We start from the raw sequence: 24,622 nt of genomic DNA, 5'->3' as shown, positions 1-24,622 counted from the left end.
TCTGAAGGATCACGCGGTGGCCACCCTGCTGTCCGGGGATTACGACAGACTCAACAGCCGATCGCTGCTGCTACACCACGCTATTGGACGCAACCGGCTACTCGTACGTGGGGCTTTCACCAGCACGTTCGAACCGACATGGCATCAGATGCAAAGGCCGGGGAATTTGTCGAGGCGGGTATCGGACGATAGCTGGCCGCTGGCTGGCCGCGGTTATCGAGATGACGGTTGCTGCTACCGGCGAGACCGGTGGGTCTGGTCGAGCCGCGTGAGCCATTCGCGCAGCAGGCCGGCCTCGAAGACGCTGAAGCCCGCGTCGGTCACGGGGTCGGTGTTGCCAGCGGGGGTGATGATTCCGAGTAGTGACTGTGCACGGTCGGCGATGGGGGATCGGTCGTCGGCGCGGGGTGTGGCTTGCTCGGTGAGGGCGTCGAGCACGATGTCGCGTAGCGGCCGGATCAACTGGGCGTCCCGCGCCTGTTCCGGCTGGGCCAGCAGGAGCAGAACCGCGCCGGTCGTAGATGCCTCGATGGCTACCATGGCCGCCTCCACAGGTACCCGGAGCAGCCCTTGTCCGTTGGCGCGTTCGAGCATGCCGCGCAGGATGGCCCGGTTTTCCGTTACCGCCGCGGGGTGGCGGTCCGGCCGCAGGTTCGCGTACATCAGCGTGTAGATGGCGGGGTTGGCCAACCCGAACTCGACGTGCGTCTCCCAGCCCCGGCGCAGATCCTCGACCGGGTCCTGGCTGGGCACGAACGCGCGCTTCTCGGCGAGGTAGCTCTCGAAACCGAAACTGGCCACCGCGTCGAGCAGTGCGTCCTTGTCGCCGAACAACCGATACAGCGTCGGTGTCTGCACTCCGGCCGCTGTCGCGACCGCCCGGGTGGACAGCCCGGATGGCCCGGCGTCGGCGAGCAACGTCACCGCCGCGCTCAGGATGCGCTCGCGTTGATCGTCCGATCCGCCGCGTCGATCGCTTGATGACATGCGTCGATGATAACGGAAAAATGTTGACGTTGACAATGACGTTGTTACGGAACTAGCGTTATCACTGTCAACAATCGGGTGGGGTGGCAGACAACCCGGCCGCGCTCGGGATCACCCTCACCGACAACGAACTCGCACGTCCGAACCAGATCGCCGAGCAGGTGGCCCCGCGATCGCTGCCCGGACATAACCAAGACCGCGGGCTCACGACAGCCCGGAGCCGCCATGTACGACGAAAGGATCCAACATGCCATCCGTTCACGTCGCCGTCGCCTACTACTCCGGCTACGGGCACACCCTCGAGCTCGCCAAGGCCGTCCACGACGGCATCGAGTCGGTGCCCAAGGCCCGCGCCGACATGGTCGACGTAGCCGACATGACCGACGCCAAGTGGGCGATCCTCGATGCCGGTGATGCGATCATCTTCGGAACACCGACCTACATGGGATCGGCATCCGGGGCGTTCCACGCATTCGCCGAATCGACCTCCCAGCGCTGGATGACCCAGCAATGGCTGGACAAACTCGCGTCCGGGTTCACCAACTCCGGATCGATGAGCGGCGACAAGCTGCACACCCTGCAGTACCTCGCCCTGCTGGCCGCACAACACGGCATGCACTGGGTCAGCCTGGGCCTGCTGCCCGGCTGGAACACCACCACCAGCAGCGAACACGACGACAACCGGCTGGGGTTCTACCTCGGCGCGGGCGCTCAAACCTGGAATGACCAGGGCCCGGACGCCGTCCACACCGCCGACATAGCCACCGCGCGCCACCTCGGGGCCCGGGTCGCAACACAGGCGCTGCGCTACCACCATCCGGTCGCGTCATAGAGCTGCGCGCAGAAACATTGCGGCAGGCGCCAAACCCCCTGAGGTGGGGCGCCAGCGGAATGTGAGCGCGATGCAAGCGCGGGAGGTGAGGCTCGACGGCATGACATGGCATATCGGCCGCCGGGCCGAGGAAAAGACGGTTCTGGTTACCGGCGCCAGCGCGGGCATCGGGTATTTCGTCGCCGAGCAGCTCGCGACCGGTGGCGCCACCGTGGTGCTGGGCTGCCGCGACACCGCCAAGGCCGAGCTCGCGGCGCAGACAATCCGTGCACGGGTTCCCGACGCTCGACTGCGATGGGTCCGCCTGGATCTGGCGGATCTCTCTTCGCTGCCCGCGACGGTAGCCGGTCTCGGAGTCGAAGGCCTGGACACGGTCGTACTCAACGCCGGGGTGATGGCGTCGGGCCCGGATCGCCACGTCAACGCTCGAGGCCACGAATTGATGTTCGCGACAAACCATCTCGGACACTTCGCCCTGGTTGCCTACCTGGAGCCGGTACTGGACGCCACCGAGAACAGCCGGGTGATCACCGTGGGAAGTTTCGCCGCGCGATCGGAGCGGCTGGATCTTGCCGATCTGCAATCGGAGCACGGCTATCGACCCAAACGCAGCTACGGACGATCGAAACTGGCTCAGATGCTGTTCGGCTTCGAACTCGATCGGCGCCTGCGAGCCCGCGGCACCACCACCGCCAGCATCGTCGTCCATCCCGGCGGTGCCCTGGACTCGCTGACTCCGTCGCGGCAACCGCTGTTCTTCCGGACCACGTCCCAGCGAATGCGCGGACTGCCCGCGGGCGTCGTGCTGCACGGCAAACACGCGGGGGCATGGGCCATCGTCCGAGCCGTCCTGGACACCGACATCACTGGCGGGGAACTGTGGGGGCCACGGGTTTTCGGCCTTCGCGGACAAGCACATCGGGAGACACCACGAGCGCACATGACCGACCCCGGCACCGCCGCCGAATTATGGTCTGCCAGTTCGGCGCTCACGGGCCTCGATCCGTTCCCGCTGCCCCCGAAGGAACCCCGCCTACTATCGGCAAGACAGCCCTGATCACCGAAACCGACGTCAGCACCACAGCATCACCGAAGCAGAGATGCACCGAAGACGACTTCGAAACTGACAGATCCACCCGCGTCCAAAGGCAACCACGGCGGCTGGCCCAAAGTTATCGACGACGACTCGCTCACCTTCGCCCTCGCACTGAAGAACAGGGGTGTCCCCGTCCCTGACATCGCAAAAAAGCTCACCATCCAGACCGGAAGAACGCTGGGGAGCACCCGTCCGTCGCCTCTCTCTACCGGGCGCACGCAGAGGCCGAGAACACCACCGACAACGACGACCTGCCACTCCGGCCCAAACCCGCTCGCATCCTCCGTCCCGGCGACCCGATGACGCCGGAGGAAATCGACCTGCGCTACCGCCTCCGGGCCCAGGTGCTCGGCCAGCCAGAAGACCGGTAGCGAGCTGAACTCAACGCGGCACCCGGCCTGACCATGTACTTACGCCAGTCGGGTGGCCCAGGGGAATCTCACCCCTGGGCTCCCACAGATCCGGGCGTAACAGTCTCCCGTTACCCGGCTCTTGTCATCCTGTTCGCCAAGCGTGCGGTGTCCACTGCCAGTGCCGGAACATGGCAGGGTATTTCCGGACCGCGTTTCTGTAGGCGCGGCGGGCTTTCTTCACCGGTTTCAGCCGCCGATATTTGCAGCGGATCCAGCGCACCAGGTAGGAGTTGATGCGCGTCAGGAGGGGATGCAGCGCGGAGGGATAGAACGCTCCGTAATATCGCATCCAGCCGGTCACGATCGGATTGATCGCTCTGGCCAGTTGGGCGAAGGTCGAGCCGGTCCGGTGATGAAGCCGCCACGAGCGAACCTCGGCACCGATCTTCTTCAAGGCTTCCTGGCTGATCGCGGGCTGGAACGATACGAAAGTGCCGCCGTTCCTGGTCCGCGCCGTGCGGGACCTGAACGTGAACCCCAGAAACGTGAACTGGGTGACGCCATATGGCTGGCGCCGGTTCGCGTCCCGGCAGTACACGATCTTGGTTTTGGCCGGATGCAGAGCAAGTCCGACCTCGGCCATCCGTTCCTGCAAGGCCGCCAGAACCTGGCGGGCCTGCCGCTCGGTGATGCAGTGCACGACCGCGTCATCGGCATAGCGCTCGAACTCGACTGTCGGGAATTCCCGTACCAGCCATGTGTCGAATGCGTAGTGCAGGAACAGGTTTGCCAGCACGGGCGACACCGAGGATCCCTGGGGAGTACCTCGGGTTCGCTCCAACACGGTCCCATCGGGCTGCTGCACCGGTGCTCGGAGCCACCGGTTGACATACAGCACCACCCACGGGGCATCGGTGTGTACCTCCACAGCTTTGACGATGAGGTCCCACCGGACGGAGTCGAAGAATCTCTGGACGTCGAGATCGATCACCCAGTCCTTCTTCCAGCACCGTTCCCGGCATATCCCCACCGCGTCCAGGGCGGACTTTCCCGGCCGGTAACCGTAGGAGTCGGGATGGAACACCGGCTCCACCCGTTTCTCCAAGTGCGCGGCCACCACCGTTTGCGCCACTCTGTCTCCGACGCAAGGGATTCCGAGGGTCCTCGTGCCGCCGCCGTGCTGTTTCGGTATCTCCACCGCTCGAACCGGAGGCGGGAAGTAGCTTCCCGAGGACATCTTGTTCCAGATCTTGTAGAGGTTGTTCTTCAGATCCTTCTCGAAGTCCTCGATGCTCACCCCATCGACTCCCGGTCCGCCCTTGTTCTCCTTGACCTTCTCCCATGCCTCCCAGACCTCCCGCTTGGAGATCTCGAACGGCTTGCCTGTTGACTTCAGCTCACTCACGCGACTCCTCCCAGGGCATCGCCTGGTTGATCGAACAAGTCCAGCCACGGATGACCTGGCCCCTTGGCTCCATTCCCACCGCGCCAGGCAGGAACTTCCCAGCTACTACGAGCCAGTCCGTCAGCACCGTCCCGCATCGGTACTCGGTCCCTCGCGGGTTCTCCGCTTGGGATGCTCCCTCTCTCCGACCGCGAATCATCTTCGCGGACAGAAGTATCGGGACGGGCCTTCTCACGTTCCACGCAAGAGCAGCAGATCAGGCTCGCGCCGCCTTCACGCCGGACACCATCTGGCCAGTAAGCAGGTTCCCGCCAGACTCATCCCAAGGTCGGATAAAACCCAGGTTTCGATGTCGTCCTAAACATTTCGACGCTTCAACAGCGAACCCCTGCAAGGGTTTTCAGCGCAACGCCTTCCTGATCCCCACCTGACGCCTCCAACGGACGCCTTTTCCCTCATCGCTCACCACGACAGTCTTCAGCTAACGCAGCAGAGGGTGGTTTGATGCCTCCCCCATGCAGGGCGACACCGGAGGGCCGAGAATCCTCCATCTCTCACGCAGCACCGCCTCGAGAAGCTCCTCCTACACCACCAGCTCCTCTCCACGTTCGTGACGCACTATCCGTTGTTTCTTCGGCGATTACTATCGGAACCCCGAGCCGCGAAACTTGTCACGTCGGCGTGCGAAAGAGCAGGTCATGAGTGTAAGTAGTGCTGCGCCGGTCGCGTAACTGGAACGTAACCGAATTCGCCTTCGCGTAATGCAGGCCCGACGCACACTTCGGTCATGCAGTTAAGAACACAACTATCGCCGCGCGACGGCAAGGACGATTTCCACACCGAGCAATCGAGGTTTCGCGACCAGCTGCGCGAGGTGATTCCCTCCGCATCGCAGCTGCTGGCCCGCCGACTCCACGATGCCATGCGCGCCGCCCTGCGCGCGGGGGCCTTCGACAGCGGCAGGCTGCCGGCCGAACCCGAGCTCATGGCCGAATACCAGGCGTCGCGCGACGTGGTCCGCGAGGCACTGGACCTGTTGCGGCGTGCCGGATTGATCGAGCGCCGCCGGGGAATGGGCACGCTGGCGATCCGATCGGAATACATTGTGACCGGCGCACTTCCACCCGCAGGGTGTTCCCTCGAGGAACATCTGGCGCTCGGCCGGATAGCGCCGAGGCTGCTGCATTGGGCATGGATTCCGGCGCCCGAGGTCATCAGCGATCGGCTCACCGGAGTGGACCCCGGGGACGACTGCCTGTGCATCGAATACGTGTTCCTGCTGGATGATCGCCCGCTGGCGATCTTCACCAACTACCTGCGCTCACCCGAGGCGGCCCGTATCGACCGGGTCGCGTTCGTCGATGACTTCTATTCGCTGCTGCATCATGGCGGCGTCGAAATCGACGCCTTCGACATCGGCGTGCAGGCCGCGCGCGCCGATGACTACGTGGCCACGCTGCTGCATGTGATGCCGGGAGAGCCCGTCATGCTGCTGGAGCAGTCGATTCGCAACAATGACGGCGAGATCGTCGACTATGCACTCGGAACCTGGTGCAGTGACTTGCAATTGCGCATCGACCAGGTTGTGCGCATCAATGGGACCGGAGCCCTGACCGCCGGACGTTTCCAGGAGCCGAAGTGAGTACTGTCGCGCCAACCATGCAAAGCCTCACCGACGCCGTCGCGGCCTTACGGAACGGTGAGATCAGCGCCGTGGGATTGGTCGAACAGGCCATCGCCAACGCCGACCGCCACGACGGTGAGGTCGGCGTGTTCCTGACCCGGTTCGACGACCGGGCCCGAGAACAAGCCGTACGCGTCGACGCCAAGATCGCCGCGGGCTCACCGCTTTCGCCGTTGGACGGAATCCCGTTGGGAATCAAGGACATTCTGGCCCATCCCCACGGACCGACCACCGCCCAGAGCCTCGTCCTCGATCCAGCCTGGGCGGATTCCGTCGGGCGCGCTGTCGCCATCCATCGTCTGGAAGCCGCCGGTGGAATCGTCATGGGTAAGACCACGACCATGGAGTTCGCGGTCGGAATCCCGGACCCGGACAAGCCGTTTCCCATCCCGCGCACCCCGTGGGACCTGGACTGCTGGGCGGGTGGCTCGAGCTCGGGCTCCGGCAGCGGCATCGCGGCGGGAATGTTCCTCGGCGCGGTGGGCACCGACACCGCCGGCAGCATCCGAATCCCCGCCGCGTTCAACGGAATCACCGGTCTTAAGCCGACATTCGGCCGTGTCCCGAAATCCGGTGTTGTGCCACTGGGCTACACCCTGGACCACGTCGGCCCGATGGCCCGCACCGCCGCCGACTGCGCCCTGCTGCTCTCCGTTCTCGCGGGCCACGACCCCTCGGACCCGTACAGTGCCTGGTCGCCGATTCAGGACTATCCGGCAGCGCTGACCGGCGATCTACATGGCGTCACCGTCGGCGTGGACAACCTCGACCGCTACGCCGCGGCAGGCATCGATCCCGAGCAACCGACACGGTTCACGGCCGCTATCGATGAGCTCCGCGCGGCGGGCGCGACCATCGTGCCGGTCGAGATCCCGATGTATCCCGAAGTGATCGCCATCGACCTCGTGGTCCTGCTGGCCGAGGCGCACGCCTACCACCGCCGCGATCTGCTGGAGCGATGGACCGACTACGGCCGCGGCAGCCGTGTCCTGCTCGCCGCCGGCTCGGCAGTCACCGGCGCGGATTACGTTCAGGCGCAACGAGTCCGGCGGATCGCCCAGAATCAGGTAGCCGACCTGCTGGACCGCGTGGACCTGATCGTCACCCCCACCGGCCACCTCGGCGCTCCACGCCTGGACACCATCGACCAACTCCAGCCATTGAACGTGCTCGCCTCCCTTCACACTCCGTATTGGAACCCGCTCGGACACCCGACCCTCGCCCTCCCGATCGGTCTGTCCAGCACGAACACCCCGCTCTCGATGTCCATCACCGGCAGGAACTTCGACGAATCCCTCGTCCTCCGTGCCGGCGACGCCTACCAACGCCGCACCACCCATCACCTCACCATCCCCACCGCCCTCAGGAAAGGCCAATGATGACAACGTGGTCCGAAGCCCCGGAGGAAAACGACGCAGTCGCGGCCCTCGCCCGCTTCGTCTCCGATCTCGCTGAAACTCTCCACAAAGTCCCCGGCGCCCGATACGCCGACCCGGCGTACTACCCCGTGACCGAAAACCCGTCCCAGCTCACCGTCCAGCAGCCTAGCCGTAGCAACATAAGGGAGTAGTGGTTACTGATAGAGCCTCTCCGAGTGGTCTGTGCCGATGAAGGCGCCTAACTTCTGCGCGCAGACCTCCGACGGCGTCTTGTGCCCCCATTCCGTCTCACTTCTGACGCGAGCTCGCCGCACTACCGAACCCCACACTCGACCCCAACGCCCAACGGCTCGACCCTCGTCAGCACTGTCCCAGCCCTTGCAGACGACGGTGAACAATTCGGGTCAACCGCGGGCAGCCTCGATCACGGCCCGGCCCGCGATGAACCATCACACGATAGACAATGCCGCAGTTCCCAGGGTTGCGGCCAGGATTCGCCAGGACGGATCTGGTTCTACGACGGGCCGGTCGTCTGGAATCCCACGCAGTTGGTTCCACCGCCACCCCAGGTGCGCCCGGGCGGAATTCACCACCGACTCGGGAAACAGGCCCAGCGTCACCCCGAATCCGCGGGTAGCGCCGATCCCGATGCCCCCGACCCACGCGACGCCGATCGCGAGCTGGCCTATCGCCGCCAAGCCGATCGCCAACTGTCCCACGGCAATTCCGCCCCGAGCGAGTTGCCCTATCGCGATCACCCCGGCGTACACCTGCCCGAATGCGATCAAGCCGGTCGCGATCTGGCCGGTCGCGATAACGCCGGTGACATGCTGGCCCACCGCCACCACGCCGACCGTCATCGGCTCCGAAGCGACAAACCCATACGCACCAGGGCCAACCGCGAACAATTGCACGACCGGAGCATACGAGGCCGGTGGCGCCGCCGCGTGTGGCCCGGCAGACAGGGCCGCCGACATCGCATCCCACAGACCTTCGCGCTGAGGCGAGCCCGGCCAGGCCGAGGTTCGGTAGCAGTGTAGCCACCGTTGCACGGTAGAGCTGGTTTTGTTCTGGAAGCTCGAATAACCGGCCCCTTGGAGTACCCGGACTCCTCAGCCACCCGCATCAGCGAGGTGTCGGCGATACCGTCGGCCAGAAATAGGTCGCGCGCGGTTCCGGCCAGCACTGCTCGGGTGTGAGCATGGCTCTGTGGTCGCGTCATCCGTGCCATGCCGCTGAAAGTGCCTTCGGTATCTGAATACTGGTAATCTGCTGCCACCCGAGCACCAAGGTGGCAACGATGCGAACTTGGACCGATCGCCTCAGCCTGAGCGCAACCGCCAGGAACACCCGCGATTTCTATCGATCCCCGAGCGGAGCGGGCGGCGGCCCCGCCGGGCAGATGCTCCGATTCGAACGGATTTCAGCGCATCTGCTGCCCGGGCTCGCCTTGCGCGCACACGCTTGGCGCATGCTCTACCGCAGCACCTCGGCCCTCGGCCAACCGAACGTGGTCTCGGGCACTGTCCTGGTACCGCGCGCGCCCTACCCCGGCCCCCGCCCTTTGATCGGCTACGCCATCGGCACCCAAGGCCACGGAACCCATTGCGCGCCTTCACTGCAACTGACCGTCGGGACCGAATACGAAACCGCCCTCATCGCCACCGTCCTGCGTCGCGGCTGGGCCGTCGCCCTCACCGACTACCCCGGACTCGGCTATGGCAGCGGCCACCCCTACGTCGTCGGCCGCGCCCTGAGCCCCGCCGTCCTCGACAGCATGCGCGCGGCCCGCCAACTCCCCGACGCCGGACTCACCCCCGACGGACCCGCCGCCCTGTTCGGCTACTCCGAAGGCGGCACCGCCGCCGGCTGGGCCGCCCAACTACAACCCACCTACGCCCCCGACATCCCCCTCGCCGCAGTCGCGGTCGGCGGAGCCGCCGCCGATATGAACTTCAACCACGACTTCTTGACCGGCGGGAGATTCGCATGGCTACTGGCCTATGTCGCCCTCGGCTACGCGAGCGCCTACCCCGAACTCGACCTCCACGCCCACCTCAACGACCGCGGCCACCGCATGATCTCCGCCATCGCCGAAAGCCACATCATCCCGCAAGTCCTCACCCGCCTACCCCGCAAGTTCAACAAGACCAGATACCTCACCACCGACCTCTTCGCTGCCCCTGACTGGCAAGCACGGTTCACCGAGAACCGCCTCGGCGCTCTCGCCCCGGCCACCCCGGTCCTGCTGACCCACGGCCGCGCCGACCAAGCCGTCGGCTACGGCCAAGCCCCACAACTGCGCGACGACTGGAGACGCCTCGGAGTCGACGTCACCTTCCACGGCTATCGCGGCCTGGAGCACTTCACCGCCGCCGTCGCACACATGCACACCTCCCTGCCCTGGCTCGCCACCCACCTCACCGAAACCCAATCCCGCAGCGCCGCAGCCTAAAGCCGCAACAGATCACATCCTGCAGCAGCCGCCGGGGACTGCCCCGGCCCAAGGCGACCTCACCGGCGCCACCTGCGATGAAACCACGAAATGGCCAGCCGCCTTCGATCACCAAGCCGCAGGCGTCCAATCCGGATGAGTCTCGGTCGGAGAACAGAGAATCGATTCGACTGGGAGCCGAGACCTCCCTGTCCCACTCCGCCAAGCGTCCGGACTCCCCGCATGTTGAACGCAGGTGAGGTGACGTCGCTCAGGACCGGTCAAAGACCCTGCCGCGCAAAGGAAAATCGCAATGGCAGAGGCTTCGCCAGCACCTGCCGATGATCGCGGAGACGGCGCAGCACAACTCAGTGCTGGTGTTGCGACCGAGGGCCAGCTCCACCATCACCCTTGCCGTGTTTCGGACGAGGGTGTCGAGCGAGGCGGTGGAGTCCGGGGCCTCGGTCGGCCGGATCATTGGAGCAGGAGATGCACTTGCAATTCGCCGATCAGGAAGCCGAGCAGAGCACCGACCACGACGAGTTTCCATTCGTCCTGTTTGAACGCGGGCCGGAGCAGGCCTTCGAATTCATCGTCGGTCATCAGCTGCATCTTGCCGCGCAGCAGATCCGGCATGTTCATGGCGTTGGCGGCGAGGTCGCCGAATTCGTCAGCGCGGTCACGCATCGTTGCGATCACCCGTGTGGCGACGTCATGCTTGACGGCCGTGTACTGGTCGCTGCCGATCGCGAATGTTACGACAGGCCTGGCGATTCCGGCGCTGGAATCGATCGCCCGCTGAATCTCGTGGTCGATCATCCAGAGAAACCGGTCCGACTTGGGGCCGGTCAGCAGGCCCTCGAGCAGGTTGGCCGGGGTGAGGATCTCGTCGGCGATGAGCAAGGAGTAATCCCGGGTGACCTCTGCGCGGCGTTTGTGGAACAGGCCCTGCCACTTGATGATTCCGAGGAACCGGCGTGGCCGCCTGGGTCGGAAGATCATCTGTAACGCGAGCCAGTCGGTGAACAGGCCGGTGAAACCACCGAACAACGGCATGATCCAGGTCGAGTGAGTAAGTGCCCAGGTCACCGCCTGGACGATGCCGAGGCCGAACCCGAACGGGACGCCCATCCGGACGATGAACTGCATCTCGTTGCGCCCGATCGTCCGGATCATCTTCACCGTCAGAGCCTTGTCCCTGGTCAAGGCATCCACCGCGAGGGTGCGGATGTCGACGACGGTGTCGACGTTGGTCTTCAGGTCGTCCTTGAACTGCGCAAGGGTCGCCGGTATCGCGGTTTCGACTCGACCGATCACGAGATTCTGGGCCACTTCTGGCAGGGCGACCCAGATAGTGGGGGCGAGGGATTGCATCAGCTCCCGGGTGATGCGCTCGACCATCTCCCGCATCGGGTCGCGCAGTTGCTCGAGCAGCGCGTCCACGTCGATCTGGTCGACGACCTCCTGTGGGTCGAGCAGCCCTTTCATCAACAGTGACACGGCGCTGTTCGCCATCCGGTCGGCGTAGCGGGGAACGATCCCCTGCCAGCCGAGAAACGGTGGGATACCGACGAATTCGAGCGGGCGGAACATCATCTCGACGGCGACGAGTTTGGTCACGTAGCCGATCAACGCCGTAATGAACGGCATCGACGCATACAGCGGCCAGTGCTCGGCCAGGTCGTGGCCGATATCGGTGAGGAACGTCAATCTATTTCACCGGTAGTGCGCCGCCGAGCCCACCCACGTCGGTGATCTTCCAGCCGGCGTTGCGGTCGATCGTGAGCGTGTAGGTGACGGTGGTCTGCCCGCCCTGCGGGGTCTGCGCGCTGGTGGAGGTCACGTTGAGAAAGACGTCGACCTTGTAGATGCCGCCGGATTCGGACATCACATTCGCATCGATCGGAGTGGCCTTCGACGTCCATTGCAGGGGAAGCAGAATCTGCTCGAGTTGTGGCGCGGTGGCGTCGAATTTCGCCGCCAGTTGCGGGGTCGTGTCGGTCTTGAGCTTGTCCAGCCAGGCCTTGGTGTCGTGGTAGTCGATGACCGAGGCGCCGAGTGCGTAGTCGGTGGCGACCTGGGTGGCGTGCCGGTCGTCGGCGGCCTTCGCATCACGATCGGCGATATCACTGCGAGCGGACTGCCACAGCACGCCGAATGTGATTGCCGCGGCCAGCAATCCGACGATCAGGAACCCACTGATCACGGTGGACAGGCGGAGGTCGAGCCGTCGGGGCTGCCTGTCGGCCTTCTTCTTGTCGGCCGTCTTTGCGTCGGCTCCGTCGTCTGCTGTCTCGTCTGACACGGTTTTCATGAGTCACCTATTTCACGTTGAGTTGCAGGTGCAAGGCCCCGTCGTCACCGACGGTGGATACCGCCTGCGAGATGAGGGTGCTGATGTCGAACTGTCCGCCGACGCCGTTGAGAACGGTCGCCAACGGCGTGACGACCGGCGTGAGCTCAGCCATGCTGGGCCCGACCTTGTTCAGAAATGCGGTCAGCGCGGCGACGAACGGGAGGAGCCCGTCGCCGGTCTCGTACATCTGTGGCGCATTGCCGGCTTCGAAGAACTTGGATCCTTCGACGATGAGCCGGTCGATGAGCGTGCCGAACCCGGTCCATTTCGGTCCGGTCTCGGCCAAGCCGGGCCCGACCCAGGCCATGTCACCGCCGATCGTCTGCGAATCGACCAACGCCTGTTTGATCGTGTCCGTGCGGGACAGCAGCGTTGCGGCGAGCAGTTTCGTCGACCGCTCGAGCGTGGGAATAGCGGTGTCAGTGTCGGCCAAGCCCTGGTCGAAGGTGGTGACAATGGAGTTGATCGCCTTCGGGTCGAGCTGGCCGACCAGTTCGACGAGCCGATGGGACAGTTGCGGGATCGAGGTCGGCTCGGTGACGTTGCGAGTGTTGAGGACTTGATTGTTGGACAAGTAGGGCCCGTTCTTACTGCTGGGCTCGAACTCTATGTACGGTTCGCCGAGCGCGGAGAGATCCTCCACCCGAACCGCGCTCGACACCGGCACTTGGTACCTGTGGTCGATGCGGAGGGCGATCTCGACGCCCGAGGCGGCCTTCGTCACCGCGGTGACCTTGCCGACCTCGACTCCGGTGAGCAGCACCGGCGTATTCGGAGCGACGCCACCGGAATTGGCCAGCAGCATCCGCACCGTGGTGAACTCGGCGCGCGGCTCGAACTGCAGCACCCCGACCACCATGTACGCGACGCCCAGCACCAGCACCAACACGATCGAGCCCAGCGACATCGCGGCTTTTGTACTTCTCATCGCACGGCACCGATCATGCGCAGCGTGTCGATGACCCGTGCGGTCTGCTCCGCAGGCGGAACCGGTGAATCCACAGCCGTCGTCGCAGTGACATTGACCTTGGGGCCTTGTTGGATGTACGGAATGATCGTGTGCTGGATGAGGTCGACCAGCTTGCGCAAGTTGGCCGGTGACTGCAGGTCGAGCGGCCGGTTGCCGAGCAGCATCGGCACGAACGCGCTCGCGCTGGCGTCGAGCGAATTCACCAGTGGTGCGAGCCACACCACTTGGTGCGACAACGGACCGAGCGCGGTGAAGATGAACAGTACCCGGACGACGGTGTCGACGGCTTTGGCCTCGTGGTCGGCACCGGCCGCGGTGAGCATCGGGCCGATGATGTCCTTGTCAGCGAGGACGGTGTTCACATTCGCCTGCAGGCCGTCCAGTACCGCGTCGACGGTCTGCAGGTTGTCACCGACGTCGGCCAGGTCGGTCTCGAGCTGCCCGACAATGCGTTCGGTGTCCTTGGGGTTCGGTGGCAGCACTGTGTTGAACTGGCGGACGGTGTCCTGGATGCTGTTGATCGCGCCGCTGCCCACGAACGTGGAGATGCTGGCGAGGGTGTCCTCGACCTGGGGCGCCTGCGCCGTCTGGGCGAGTGGGATGGTGCTGTCGGCCGGATAGAAGCCCGTGGCGTCACCGGGCGGCGTGGTCAGCGCGATATGCACATCGCCGAGCGGAGTCGCTTGGCGGAGCTCAGCTTTCGTGGTGGTGGGCAGCTTGACGGTGTCCAGCAGCTGGACCGTGGCGACGACGTATCCCTGTTCGGACGGACCGGTCGCCGGTTCGACGATGCGAACCGATTCCAGGTCGCCCACCTTCACGCCGTTGACGATCACCTTCGCACCGGGCGGAAGGTTGAGCACATTGGCGAACTCGATGTGCATGGTGTACTTGCGGCCGGCAGTTCTGGTGCCGGGCACCGGCACCGAGGAGGGGTCGAATCCGCATGCGCTCGCTGCGCACAAGGCCGCAGACACGGCGATCGCGGCGACAAGTCTTTTCATCGGGAGCCCACCGATCCAAGGACGAATTGCGTGAGTGGAAGGTCGACGAGCCCGTTGGCGGCGTCAGCGCACCGGCCGGGTGTGATGGCGTTGACAGCCGAACACACCTGTGCGGCTGCCGATTCCGGGATGGCGACCATCGGCGATGCGTAATCGATCGAGACGCGGCCGCTGCCCGGGTCGATCGAGCGCTGGAAGGCGCTCAGGATCGGCGGGACCAGGTCGACCACCTGGCGCAGCTCGGTCACTCCGGCCGAGATCCGTTGCGGCAGGTTCGGGATCGTGTCGACACGACGCAAGATCGGACCGCCGAACATCGTGGTGAGATCGTTGAGGAACGGGAACACGTCGACCAGTCGCGTGATCACGTCGACGATCGGCGGTGCGATGGTGTCCGTGATGTTGTCCAGGTTGCGTCCCAGCCGGGTGAGCGTGGACTTCACCTCGGGCCAATTGACGGCGGCGCTGCCGACCAGGGCGGCGAGACTGTCGATCAGCGCACCGATGTGCCCGATCGCCGCATCGGGAGAGTTGAGCGCTGCGCTGAGGTTCTTGACGAGGTCGTTGAACCGTTTGCCGTCGCCGGCGACAGCGTTGTTCACCGCGATGATTCCGCCCTGGAGCAATTTCTGCTGTGCGGGGTCGCCGCTGCCGTTGAGTTGATCGGCGAGATCGGCCAACGCGGTGAAGGTCTGGCTCATACTCTTCGGGGTCAGCGTCTTGGTGATGCACTGATCGGAATTCCAGCCCGGGCCCGCGGGTTCGGTACCGACGAGGGCGAGCTTGCGGTCGGCGATCAGCGACTGCGACAAGGTTGTCGCTCCCACATCCGGCGGCAGTTTCCGGGCGGCGGGGATGTCGAATTCGACGCGCGCTTTGGGGCCGTCCGGTTCGACCTTGGTCACCTGTCCGACCGCGACACCCATGATCTGGACGTCGCTGCCGACGAACAACCCGATCGCGTCCGGCATGAGCGCGCAGTAGCTGCGCATCTGTGGGGTCGGCCGGCTCAACTTCCATCCGACCACCACCGCGAGGGCGAGAACGAGGACCAGCCCGACCGACAGGAATCCACGTGAGGCGAACATCTTCGGTAGCATCAGCACTCCCTTCCTGGCACCGGGACGCACAGGCCAGGCACGGTGATGGCGGACTGGTCGATCGAGACCGCGCCCTGGGACCCGACCAATGGCTGCAGCGCACCGAGCATGCCCTGCACCGATTCGAGCAGTTCGCCGAGCTTCTGCGTCAGTGCTGCCACGTCAGGGATGGAATCCGCCACCGGCTGCGCCATGGGTTTGAGGGTCGATTGCCACTCCCTGGCGATCCCGGAGAGCCCGTCGAAGACCTCGGCGGTTTTGTCCAGTGATCCGGCGGCCCAGACGTTGTTCTCGACCAGCGTTTCCAGCAAGCCGAGACTGCGGATCAGGGTGCCGACGACGGCGATATTGCCGCGCAAGGCGCCGAGATACTCGTCGGCGACTCCGAGGGTGCGCGAAATGTCGGAGTTCTGCCGGTTGAGGATGTCGACCAGGGTGGTGGCGGCGGTGAGCGCGCCGTGGATGGACTTGGGCTGGCTGTTCAGCGAGGCTTCGAGCGCGCCCACAGAATCCCGCAAGACGGTGCCGTCGATCTCCCGGACCGGCCGGATGGCGTCCTGGAAAATCTCCGGCAGGCTGTACGGCAGGATGACCCGATCTCGCGGAATCCGGTGCTCGCCAAGCGGTTTCGTCCCAGCCGGGTGCACTGCGAGGTAGTGTCCGCCGACGATGGTCAGCATCCGCACGTCGAGGCTGGTCTGGTCGCCGACGAACACGCCCTGATCGACGGTGAAGCGAACGTCGACGTGGTCGGGCTCGAGTGTCACCGACTGGACGGAGCCGACCGGCACGCCGGCGATCCGCACATCGTCGCCGGCACGGATCGCACCGGCATCGGAGAGTTCCGCGGTGTAGCTGCTGACGCCGAAATGGACCTGGCTCACCACCCCGAATGTGACGGCGAGCAGAACGGCTCCGAGCAGGCCGGCGATGCCCCACCGCACATCGGTGCCGCGCTGGCGCGCGGCGAGCGGCCGGTCATGGCTGACGGCGCGGCGCCAGCGCCGGAAATTCATCGGTTGCACAACGAGATCCTTTGTCCGGCAATCAGCAGACCAATCGGCTGCGGGGCGGCCGCGGCACCGTGCGAGCAGCCGAGCGCGACGCCGTTCGCATCGGCTGGCACCATCGCGGTGAGTGTCTGCAGCACACTGGGCACCCGGTTGAGCACGTCGACGATCTGATGCGGGTCGGGAATCGCGGTCCGCAGCAGATCGTCCAACTCCGGATTCGGGACCTTGTCCAGCTCAAGGGTTCCGAGCAGACGCCGCACGGGTTCGATGAGCGGTGGGATGGTCAGCATGTAGTCGACCAGGGAGACTGTCTTCTGTTGCAGATTCTGGAAGATAGTCGTGAGCGAGGTGAGCAGCGACACCGCGTTGCCCGAGGTGCCGCCGAGTTGGTCGGCGACCTGAGCGAGATTGTGGACCAAGGTGGAAATCACCGCCTGGCGGTCCTTCGTGTAGTGGTCGGTAAGTTTCTGGATCGCGTCCAGAGCGGAGCCCACCTGGGACCCGTCGCCCTGGACGACCGCGAGCAAACTGGTCGCGAACTGGTTCAAGTCCGCTGGCGTGAGGGTGGCGAGCACGGGCTGCAGGCCGTTGAACAGCGTGGTGATGTCGAACGACGGAATAGTGCGACCGGCGTCGATCCGGTTCTTCGGATCCTGTTGTCCCGCAGGCTTGTCCGGTTGCTGGACGTCGAGATACCGCTGACCGGTCAGGTTCTGGTACTTGATGGCCAGCTTGGAATTGGTGAAGACATGGTTCGGATGCTCGAGGGTGAACCGCACGCGCGCGGTCGTCCCGTCCAGATCAACGGCGGTGACCTTGCCGACCCGCACACCGTAGACGCGGACGTCGTTGCCGACCCGCAGCCCGTTCGCGTCGGTGAACGTCGCGGTGTAGGTATCGGTGTCTCGGGCGACCGGGCGCGAGATGGTCTGGAACACGCCGAACAGCAACAGGATCATCGCCGCAGCGAAGAGGCCGAGCCGGACCAGCAGCGAAGATACTTTCATCGCGGGACCCCCGGCAGTGGCACGGGCAATCCGGGCAGTGACGCACCCGGCGGCGGAGCGCCGCCGAGCAAAGGCTGCGCGAGGGCGGGGACGCCGCGCAAGGTCACATCGATGTTCAGTACCGAACCATCGGGACCGTTGTGGAAGGCGGCGCCGAGGCGATCGAGTAGGACCGAGAGGTCACGAGCGGATCGCTCTGGTGCGGACACACTGGCCGCCAGCGTGTTCAGCAGCGGAGCGAAAACGTTCTCGGTATATCCCTGGAAGTACGGTCGCGCGGTTCCGGCCGCGGCAGCCACTTGCGGGATCAGTTGGTTGGCCACCAGGTCGATGATCGCGTTGGCTTTCTCTCGATATTCGTCGGATTGCAAGTATTCGTTGACGAACGGCCCGTTGAGCATCCGGAATCCGCCGTCCAACGTCGGCGGGACACCGGCGAGCGCATCGCCGAACTGGCCCAACAGGAATGACGTCGCGTACCGCTGGCTGTCGGCGACCGAGGTCGCAGTGGTGACGATCGCTTGGAACAGCGGAGTGAACGCCCGGGTGTCGTGGGCGATCTTGTTCACCACGGACGTGAACTTCGGGGTGAGGACGTCGGTGGACAGTTGCCCGACGCTGCGCAGCAGGGTGGACAGCGTCGCGTCGTAGGCGCGGTTCGCATTCGCGCCGGTGAGGTCGACGATGGCACCGTTGCGCAGCTCGGTGCCGCCGGCGCCCGGGGTCAAATCCAGTTCGCTGATCCCGAACAGGTTGCCCGGCGTGTACGCGACACTCACCGCATCGGTGAGGCCGAAAAGCTGAGACTTGTCCAGCCGCACGCCGATTCGCTGCCAGCCGACGCCCGCCGCCTCGATCGAGGACACCGACCCGACCTTCACACCGTCGAGTCGCACCGCGGTGCTGTCGGTGATCCCTTCACCGATCTGCTCGGTGAGCAGAGTGACGTCGAGCCGGTTCTCGTCGCCGCGGGTCGGCGCGACCCGCCATGCCACCAGCGCCAGCGCGACCAGCGCGACGGCGACACAACCGGTGATCCGTGCGCCGCGTGGGCGGACGGCTACTCCCGGGAATCCGTATGCAGGCATCGCCCTATCCTGTGAACGAGATCGGAGAATTGAAGCCCCACAACAGGATCGTCATGATCATGTCCAGGGTGATGATGGCGACCAGGCTCGCACGGATCGCGCGGCCCGACGCAAGGCCCACGCCCTCGGGACCGCCCGCGGCGAAGAACCCCTGATAGCAGTGGATGAGGATCACGGCGACCACGAACACGACCACCTTGATCACCGATGCCAGCACATCCCAACCGACCACGAACTGGTGGAAGTAGTGCTGGTAGACCCCGTTCGGCTGGCCGTGCACCGTGGTGACGACCAGGCTGGTCGCGATGTAGCTGATGATGAGGGCGAGCAGGTAGGTCGGCACGATCGACACGACGCCGGCGATCACGCGAGTGGTGACCACGAACGGCACCGACCGCACGCCGAGCGATTCGATGGCGTCGATCTCCTCCGAGATCCGCATGGACCCGATCTCTGCCGTCATCCGGCACCCCGCCTGTGCCGCGAAGCCGACTCCGGCGATGATCGGCGCCAGTTCCCGGGTATTCGCGAATGCGGACACGAGGCCTGAAAGCTGGCCCAAGGAAACGAGATTCAGTGAGGAGTATGCTTCGATGCCGATCGATGCGCCGACCGCCGCGCCCAGCACCACCATGATGGCGGCGGTGCCGCCGCCGACGACGACAGCGCCGTTGCCCCAGGTCAAATCAGTGATCCGGATGATCGTCTGCGACCCGTACTTCTTGAGCGTCAATGGGATCGACCACAGTACCTGCCAGCAGAAGCCGAGCACGAAGCCGACCGTGTCGATCGGTCCCAGCAGCGAGAACTGTTTGGCACGAAGACGGTTCAGCCCGCGCCGGGCGGGGATGTTCGGAGCGACCGTCATGCCAGCCTCAGCGGGAAGAACATCGTGACGACCTGGGTGATCGCCGTGTTCAGCACCGCGATGCCGACCACGGACAGGATCACCGCGGCATTCACGCCGTCGGCGACTCCACGCGGCCCACCCTTCGCTTCCATGCCGCGTTGACAGGCGATAATCACCACGAGGTAGCCGAAGATCACCGATTTCGCCAGCGATACCCACACATCGATCCCGGTGGCGAATGCGCCGAACGTCTGCCAGTAGCTGCCCGGCGTCACGCCCAGGGCCGCGATAGCGACGATGTAGCCGGACAGGATCCCGATCACGATGATCAGAATGTTGATCAACGGCGCCACGATCAGCATCGCCGCGATCCGCGGAATGACCAGCCGCTGTACCGGATCGACGCCCATCACCCGCATCGCGTCGATCTCCTCACGAATCGCGCGTGCGCCCAGGTCAGCAGCGATCGCGGCCGCCCCGGCGCCACCCAGCAACAGCCCGGTCGCCATCGGGGCGCCCTGCTTGATTACCCCCAACCCTCCGGCGGCGCCGATCAACGTGTCTGCGCCGAGCTGGCTGACGATGTTTCCGACTTGCACCGAGACAATGACCCCGAACGGAACCGCCATCAGCATGCCCGGAATCGACGTCACCTTCACCAGGAACCACGCCTGCTTCAGCATCTCGTGCCACTGGAAACGCAATCGCACGATGTCGGTGGCACCGACCCGGGTCGCATGCGCCCCGGATCGCAGCGCCCGCCCGAATGTCTCGAGGCTCGACACCGCCGTCGAGGAGAAATTGGTCCGCAAGACCTGAAACGCACCTGGGCGAGCCTGCTTCGGCCGCTCGGACACCCGCTCCGTAACTGTCATATCGACCTCCGAGCCGCCGGGGCGCTCACCGGAGGCCGCCGGGCGATCGAAAGCTCGGGTTGGCACCCGAGCTCGGCGGCACCGCCCACTCGGCAGGGGGAACCTGCATACAGCGCGCCCTCCGGCTGTCCGGGCTCGCACAGGGTCCGGATCGCGTCGAAGGTCAGTGCGTCTGTCACTGCCATTGTTGTCTCCTGGATAAGGTGGGTGTTCGACGTCCGCGCTCGATCGAATCCGGCGCGTACACACCCCCTGCGTGCACCGGCGCAGCATCGGGTCAGCAGGCCCGATCGCGCGCAGCGACTGCGCGCGGTCAGTCCCGGTGCAGCAACCGTCTCGGCATCGTTCCCCGACGATGGCGTCTACCGACGATCATCGATTTCCATGCGCTGCTTGAGATTCTCCAGCGTGACCGACAAATTTCTACGTTGAATGTCCGGGCCCGTCAGACCGTCCGCGCTCCAATGCTTCACCGCGTCGATCACCGGCGGCAGCCAGGGACCCACCGCCCACGTTTCACTGACCGCGGTCGTCTCCTCGTCAACGACCCGGAACTGGAATGACCAGGTGGCGATTCGGAGCGGCACGAGGTACCGACCCCACCCGAGCGCCTTGACCTTGAAAGCGAAGCACTCGTTCTCGTCGGCGGTGATCACCTCACAACGAGTGGTCCAGCGCAGCCGGCCCCGCCGATTGTGACCATAGAAGACCGTTCCGACTCCCACGGGGCCGCGGCCGCGGACAGCCGCTCCGGTGTTCTCGGGGCTCCACTGACCCATCTGGGTGACGTCGGACACCCGGGCGTAGATCCGTGCAACAGGAGCGTCGATAACCACCTCTTGGGTAGCGGTCACCGTGGTGTCGCCGGTACTGGCCGCACGCCGAGCGGGCAGTAGCGCTTTGCAAATTTCGACCGCGAGTGTCGGCACTCGGTACACGAGCTTCTCGGCAGCTCGTTCGGCTTCGATCCAACTATGGCCATCCCAAGACGCGGGCGCCGTTGCCCTATTCGCCATCATTCTTCATCTTCTTTCTACGACTACCCGACAAGGTCTCGCAGCGCTGACCGCGCGGCGTTGTATCCACACATTCCGTGCACTCCCGCACCCGGCGGGGTCGAGGCTGAGCACAGATAGACGCCCTTGACCCCGGTTCGATAGGGGTTGGCCGCGACCCTCGGACGGAACACCAGCTGTCGAGGGCTGTTGGCACCGCCGATGATGTCTCCACCCACATAGTTCGAGTCGTAGGCGGCCAAATCCTTGGTGGAGCGATGGGTCACGGCGACGATCTGATCCCGGAAGCCGGGTGCGAACCGCTCGATCTGCCGCACCACGGCCTCGGTCGCATCGCCGGGGAAGCCCGCGGGGACATGGGCGTAGGCCCACACCGGATGGAGAGTGCCCTTCGAGCGTGTGGGATCAGCGAGGTATTGCTGGCCGACAAGAACGAAGGGCCGCTCTGGCATCCGGCCGCGATGGATCTCCGCTTCGGTCGCGACGATCTCCGGAAAGTCGCCTCCGAGGTGCAGGGTGCCCGCTCGGCGACAATCCTCGTTACGCCACGGGATGTCTCCGTCGATCGCGAAGTCGACCTTGAAGGCTGCTGAGCCCTGCCGGTAGCGCCGGTAGGCGCGGGCGATTCGGGGGTGGAGCCTGTTCCCGAGAATCTCGGACGCGCTCGAGGGCGAGGTATCCAGCAGCACGATGGCGGGGGAGCCAAGCTCGGAGATCGACTCCACCTTGGAGCCGACCACCACGGTTCCTCCGAGTGACTCCAACGTGGTCACCATGGCGTCGGTGATCGCCTGCGAACCTCCTACAGCCACGGGCCACCCATACCGGTGGCCCGAGGCGACCATCATCATTCCCAACCCAGCCGACGTCGGCTGAGTCAGCGGATGGAACAGGTGGGCGGCCGCACCCCCGAACAGGGCCTGGGCTTCGGGCGTCGCCCAGCGACGCGCAAGCAAGGTCGCTGGTAGGAGGGCCCGGGTGCCATAGTTCGCGGTTAGCAGCGGGTGGCGTGGCAGGTGAAGAAGAGGCTGAAGCAAGTCCTCAGCGAGCGCGTCGAAGTTCGCCGCGAGCGGCCCGAACAAGCGACACCACGCCGACCCATCAACGCCGAGTCCACGCGCCGTCATCTCCACCGAGCGTCGCATGATTCCGGCCGAGCCGCTGTCCAGTGGATGCGCGAGATCGATCTCGGGCCAGGTCCACTCGATCCCCTCGATCGTCTGCATGAACGGCGAGCCGACGCCAAGAGGGTGCACCGCAGAGCAGTGGTCGTGGATGAGACCGGGCAGGGTCAGTTCGCTACTACGCGCTCCACCACCAGGTGCGTCCGCGGCTTCGATCACCGTGACGCTGACACCCTGCCGGGCCAGCGTGATCGCCCCTGCCAGGCCGTTCGGACCCGCTCCGACTACGATGGCTTCGGTCATCGCCGTGAAGTCTCTTCCCCGGTAGGAACCGATGGCGATGTCACGGTGAGTGGTATCGGGGAGTCGTCCCACGGCTGACGCTCGAGCAACGGGGCGAGTGGAACGATGCCGGCCTCGATCTGACCGGTGGCGGCATCCACAATGCGGTAGGCCATCGAATTCCTGACCAGGGGCTGCGACTCCATATGCACGAGAACGAGCTCGCCGGGTGCGAAGTTGCAGCGCTTCTGCACGGACTCGAGGAGTTTCTCGTTGTGCATGTGGCCATCGCCCATGTTCCAGCCGTTGAGCGACGAGCCGACGATCTCGCCGTCCAGGACGACGTACGCCTCGACGTCGTCGACCGAGCGTCGCAGCAGGCTGTTCAACGCCATGCCCACGGGGAAGAAGGACCGGAAGGCGCTCATCCTGTACCGGGTGACCAGGGCATAGTCCTCACCGTAGATCCGCTCCAGTTGCTCGTCGGCCAGACCGGATGCCTTGGTGATCTTCTCACTGAGTTGACGCCACGACTCGCCGCGGAAGCACCACAGACTGGCCGGCCAGGTTCCGGCGTAGTAGCGCATGCCCATGACGAACGAGATCAGGTCGGGACGGACGTTGCCGAGCATGACCACGCCGACCACGCCGACGCCCAGTAGCGCGATGAGCAACGGGTTGCTCAGGTCCGTCACGCGCACATCGGCGTGCGTTCCGAACAGGAAGATCGCGCCGGCGATCATGTAGATGTTCCATTCATTGGGAACCGCGAGCGGGACGTTGGAGATGATGTAGACGTGGAGGAGAACGATGATCGTCACCGCCGTCCACGAGACCACGCCGCCGTGTGAGAACAGCATCACCACGGGCACGCCTATCTCGACCACGGTGCCGCTGTGCGCCAGCCAGAACGCGAGCCGGCTGGGTCGCAGGTCGGCCTGGGCATCGCGGTACATCATCCGCTTGAGCCACTTCGGTCGGCCTGGCGCGTTGCTGGTCATCGTCGTCACGACGTACGGGAAGACATGGGTGAGTTTCGAGACGCCGGCGCCGATCCAGATCGCCGCGAGCATGAGCTTGAAGCCGATCATCATCTGGCCGTAGGGGAAGAGGAAGATCAACGTCGTGATCAGGTAGAGGTCGGCGCGACTCGCGATGTAGAGCAGCTTGTCGCGGAGGCCGATCACCAGCATCGTCACCACGAGGGCGATGACGAGTCGATTGTCGAGGAGCCCGACGGACGCTCCCGGAGGGACCTTCCCCGTCCCTCGCGAGACGAGCAGCCAGACCATCAGCGCAGTCGCGACCAGAGCGAGCGCGACGTCGATGACACCGCGGCGATCACCTTTGGTGAGAGGGACCGCCTTGGGCCACGGTGGCTGGCGAAGCGTTCCCGGACGGAACCAATGAAGGGGGGCCACCGCCGGCGGCAAGAACTTGAAGGTCAGCGGCCCGAACGAACCACCCAGACCCAACAACTCGAAGAGCCAGATCAAGATGACCAGCTTCTCGTAAACGATCGGCTCGTGCCACCAATGGGCGACGTTGCCGATGCTGCCGAGGTCGGACGTCGCTGCGATCAGGTAGAGACCGCCGACAACGAATGCGAGCAACTTCACGACGTAGAGGGCGTAGACGGGCGCCGGGGCACCCGCACCGTTCTCGACCCAGTCCAGCGCGAGGACGCGGACCTTCTCTGTGCGAGGGAGTTGCTTGAAGGACTCGATCTCGACCGGCAGCGGCGGCGGCGTGAGCATGGGCATGGCG

General features: G+C 65.1%; 21 protein-coding genes. 5 read left to right on the top strand and 16 right to left on the bottom strand.

Translation table 11 applies throughout. From position 1 onward, the window contains the following. Nucleotides 1-234: 234 nt before the first annotated feature. Entirely contained in the window at nucleotides 235-987 is a 753-nt protein-coding gene (locus ACFXKA_RS37885; protein ID WP_379431084.1) for a TetR/AcrR family transcriptional regulator, read from the bottom strand. A gap of 247 nt (nucleotides 988-1,234) precedes the next feature. Here ACFXKA_RS37885 and ACFXKA_RS37880 point away from each other — a divergent pair, with 247 nt between their 5' ends. Together ACFXKA_RS37880 and ACFXKA_RS37875 are read left to right on the top strand one after the other, a co-directional pair. Continuing rightward, entirely contained in the window at nucleotides 1,235-1,819 is a 585-nt protein-coding gene (locus tag ACFXKA_RS37880; protein WP_379431083.1) for a flavodoxin family protein, read from the top strand. Between the two features lie 100 nt (nucleotides 1,820-1,919). Then, a complete protein-coding gene (locus ACFXKA_RS37875; RefSeq protein ID WP_379431082.1) occupies nucleotides 1,920-2,876 on the top strand; it encodes an SDR family NAD(P)-dependent oxidoreductase in 957 nt (318 codons plus the stop codon). Nucleotides 2,877-3,410: 534 nt separating this feature from the next. Here the strand turns inward: ACFXKA_RS37875 and ltrA are convergent. After that, a complete protein-coding gene (gene ltrA, locus ACFXKA_RS37870; RefSeq protein ID WP_379431081.1) occupies nucleotides 3,411-4,673 on the bottom strand; it encodes a group II intron reverse transcriptase/maturase in 1,263 nt (420 codons plus the stop codon). A 787-nt stretch (nucleotides 4,674-5,460) separates the two neighbouring features. Between ltrA and ACFXKA_RS37865 the strand changes: the two genes are divergently transcribed. Continuing rightward, complete coding sequence (locus ACFXKA_RS37865) at nucleotides 5,461-6,315, top strand: GntR family transcriptional regulator (RefSeq protein WP_379431080.1); 855 nt, start codon at nucleotides 5,461-5,463, stop codon at nucleotides 6,313-6,315. After that, nucleotides 6,312-7,736 carry an amidase gene (locus ACFXKA_RS37860; RefSeq protein WP_379431079.1) on the top strand — a complete coding sequence of 475 codons (1,425 nt, stop codon included), beginning with the start codon at nucleotides 6,312-6,314 and terminating at the stop codon, nucleotides 7,734-7,736. The genes ACFXKA_RS37865 and ACFXKA_RS37860 overlap by 4 nt, the downstream gene beginning before the upstream one ends. Before the next feature lie 449 nt (nucleotides 7,737-8,185). On the opposite strand, the gene ACFXKA_RS37855 is transcribed toward ACFXKA_RS37860, so the two are convergent. Further along, complete coding sequence (locus ACFXKA_RS37855) at nucleotides 8,186-8,650, bottom strand: hypothetical protein (protein WP_379431078.1); 465 nt, start codon at nucleotides 8,648-8,650, stop codon at nucleotides 8,186-8,188. Between the two features lie 386 nt (nucleotides 8,651-9,036). Here ACFXKA_RS37855 and ACFXKA_RS37850 point away from each other — a divergent pair, with 386 nt between their 5' ends. Next, nucleotides 9,037-10,191 carry an alpha/beta fold hydrolase gene (locus tag ACFXKA_RS37850; RefSeq protein WP_379431077.1) on the top strand — a complete coding sequence of 385 codons (1,155 nt, stop codon included), beginning with the start codon at nucleotides 9,037-9,039 and terminating at the stop codon, nucleotides 10,189-10,191. 453 nt (nucleotides 10,192-10,644) lie between these two features. Here the strand turns inward: ACFXKA_RS37850 and ACFXKA_RS37845 are convergent, their stop codons facing one another. The 13 genes from ACFXKA_RS37845 to ACFXKA_RS37785 all read right to left on the bottom strand — a co-directional run bounded on the left by ACFXKA_RS37845 (nucleotide 10,645) and on the right by ACFXKA_RS37785 (nucleotide 24,618). Further along, nucleotides 10,645-11,880 carry a DUF445 domain-containing protein gene (locus ACFXKA_RS37845; RefSeq protein WP_379431076.1) on the bottom strand — a complete coding sequence of 412 codons (1,236 nt, stop codon included), beginning with the start codon at nucleotides 11,878-11,880 and terminating at the stop codon, nucleotides 10,645-10,647. Between the two features lies 1 nt (nucleotide 11,881). Next, the gene (locus ACFXKA_RS37840; protein WP_379431075.1) at nucleotides 11,882-12,484 is read right to left on the bottom strand and encodes a hypothetical protein; all 603 of its coding nucleotides are present in this window, start codon (nucleotides 12,482-12,484) and stop codon (nucleotides 11,882-11,884) included. A 7-nt stretch (nucleotides 12,485-12,491) separates the two neighbouring features. Further along, nucleotides 12,492-13,433, bottom strand: a complete 942-nt coding sequence (locus tag ACFXKA_RS37835) for an MlaD family protein (RefSeq protein WP_379431074.1) — start codon at nucleotides 13,431-13,433, stop codon at nucleotides 12,492-12,494. Nucleotides 13,434-13,450: 17 nt separating this feature from the next. Beyond that, a complete protein-coding gene (locus ACFXKA_RS37830; RefSeq protein WP_379431073.1) occupies nucleotides 13,451-14,500 on the bottom strand; it encodes an MlaD family protein in 1,050 nt (349 codons plus the stop codon). Further along, a complete protein-coding gene (locus tag ACFXKA_RS37825) occupies nucleotides 14,497-15,600 on the bottom strand; it encodes an MlaD family protein (RefSeq protein WP_379431072.1) in 1,104 nt (367 codons plus the stop codon). The genes ACFXKA_RS37830 and ACFXKA_RS37825 overlap by 4 nt, the downstream gene beginning before the upstream one ends. Next, nucleotides 15,600-16,616, bottom strand: coding sequence for an MlaD family protein (locus ACFXKA_RS37820; protein ID WP_379431086.1), 1,017 nt, complete (start codon nucleotides 16,614-16,616; stop codon nucleotides 15,600-15,602). Before ACFXKA_RS37820 ends, ACFXKA_RS37825 begins: the two co-directional genes overlap by 1 nt. After that, nucleotides 16,613-17,620: an MlaD family protein gene (locus ACFXKA_RS37815; protein WP_379431071.1), complete on the bottom strand. Its 1,008-nt coding sequence runs from the start codon at nucleotides 17,618-17,620 to the stop codon at nucleotides 16,613-16,615. Before ACFXKA_RS37815 ends, ACFXKA_RS37820 begins: the two co-directional genes overlap by 4 nt. Continuing rightward, nucleotides 17,617-18,708 carry an MlaD family protein gene (locus tag ACFXKA_RS37810; RefSeq protein ID WP_379431070.1) on the bottom strand — a complete coding sequence of 364 codons (1,092 nt, stop codon included), beginning with the start codon at nucleotides 18,706-18,708 and terminating at the stop codon, nucleotides 17,617-17,619. Before ACFXKA_RS37810 ends, ACFXKA_RS37815 begins: the two co-directional genes overlap by 4 nt. A gap of 4 nt (nucleotides 18,709-18,712) precedes the next feature. Further along, nucleotides 18,713-19,576 carry an ABC transporter permease gene (locus ACFXKA_RS37805; RefSeq protein ID WP_379431069.1) on the bottom strand — a complete coding sequence of 288 codons (864 nt, stop codon included), beginning with the start codon at nucleotides 19,574-19,576 and terminating at the stop codon, nucleotides 18,713-18,715. Then, nucleotides 19,573-20,433: an ABC transporter permease gene (locus ACFXKA_RS37800; protein WP_379431068.1), complete on the bottom strand. Its 861-nt coding sequence runs from the start codon at nucleotides 20,431-20,433 to the stop codon at nucleotides 19,573-19,575. Before ACFXKA_RS37800 ends, ACFXKA_RS37805 begins: the two co-directional genes overlap by 4 nt. A gap of 362 nt (nucleotides 20,434-20,795) precedes the next feature. Further along, nucleotides 20,796-21,452, bottom strand: coding sequence for an SRPBCC family protein (locus ACFXKA_RS37795; protein WP_379431067.1), 657 nt, complete (start codon nucleotides 21,450-21,452; stop codon nucleotides 20,796-20,798). A 20-nt stretch (nucleotides 21,453-21,472) separates the two neighbouring features. After that, nucleotides 21,473-22,876 (bottom strand): phytoene desaturase family protein, encoded by a 1,404-nt coding sequence (locus tag ACFXKA_RS37790; protein ID WP_379431066.1) that lies wholly within the window; start codon nucleotides 22,874-22,876, stop codon nucleotides 21,473-21,475. Beyond that, nucleotides 22,873-24,618 carry a DUF3556 domain-containing protein gene (locus ACFXKA_RS37785; protein ID WP_379431065.1) on the bottom strand — a complete coding sequence of 582 codons (1,746 nt, stop codon included), beginning with the start codon at nucleotides 24,616-24,618 and terminating at the stop codon, nucleotides 22,873-22,875. Before ACFXKA_RS37785 ends, ACFXKA_RS37790 begins: the two co-directional genes overlap by 4 nt. Nucleotides 24,619-24,622 lie beyond the last annotated feature (4 nt).

Origin of the sequence: Nocardia sp. NPDC059228, assembly GCF_042754245.1 — a bacterium.
In the GTDB taxonomy this organism is placed as follows: Bacteria; Actinomycetota; Actinomycetes; order Mycobacteriales; family Mycobacteriaceae; genus Nocardia.
The sequence above is the reverse complement of the archived record's forward strand: the minus strand, read 5'-3'. Positions and strand labels throughout refer to the sequence as shown.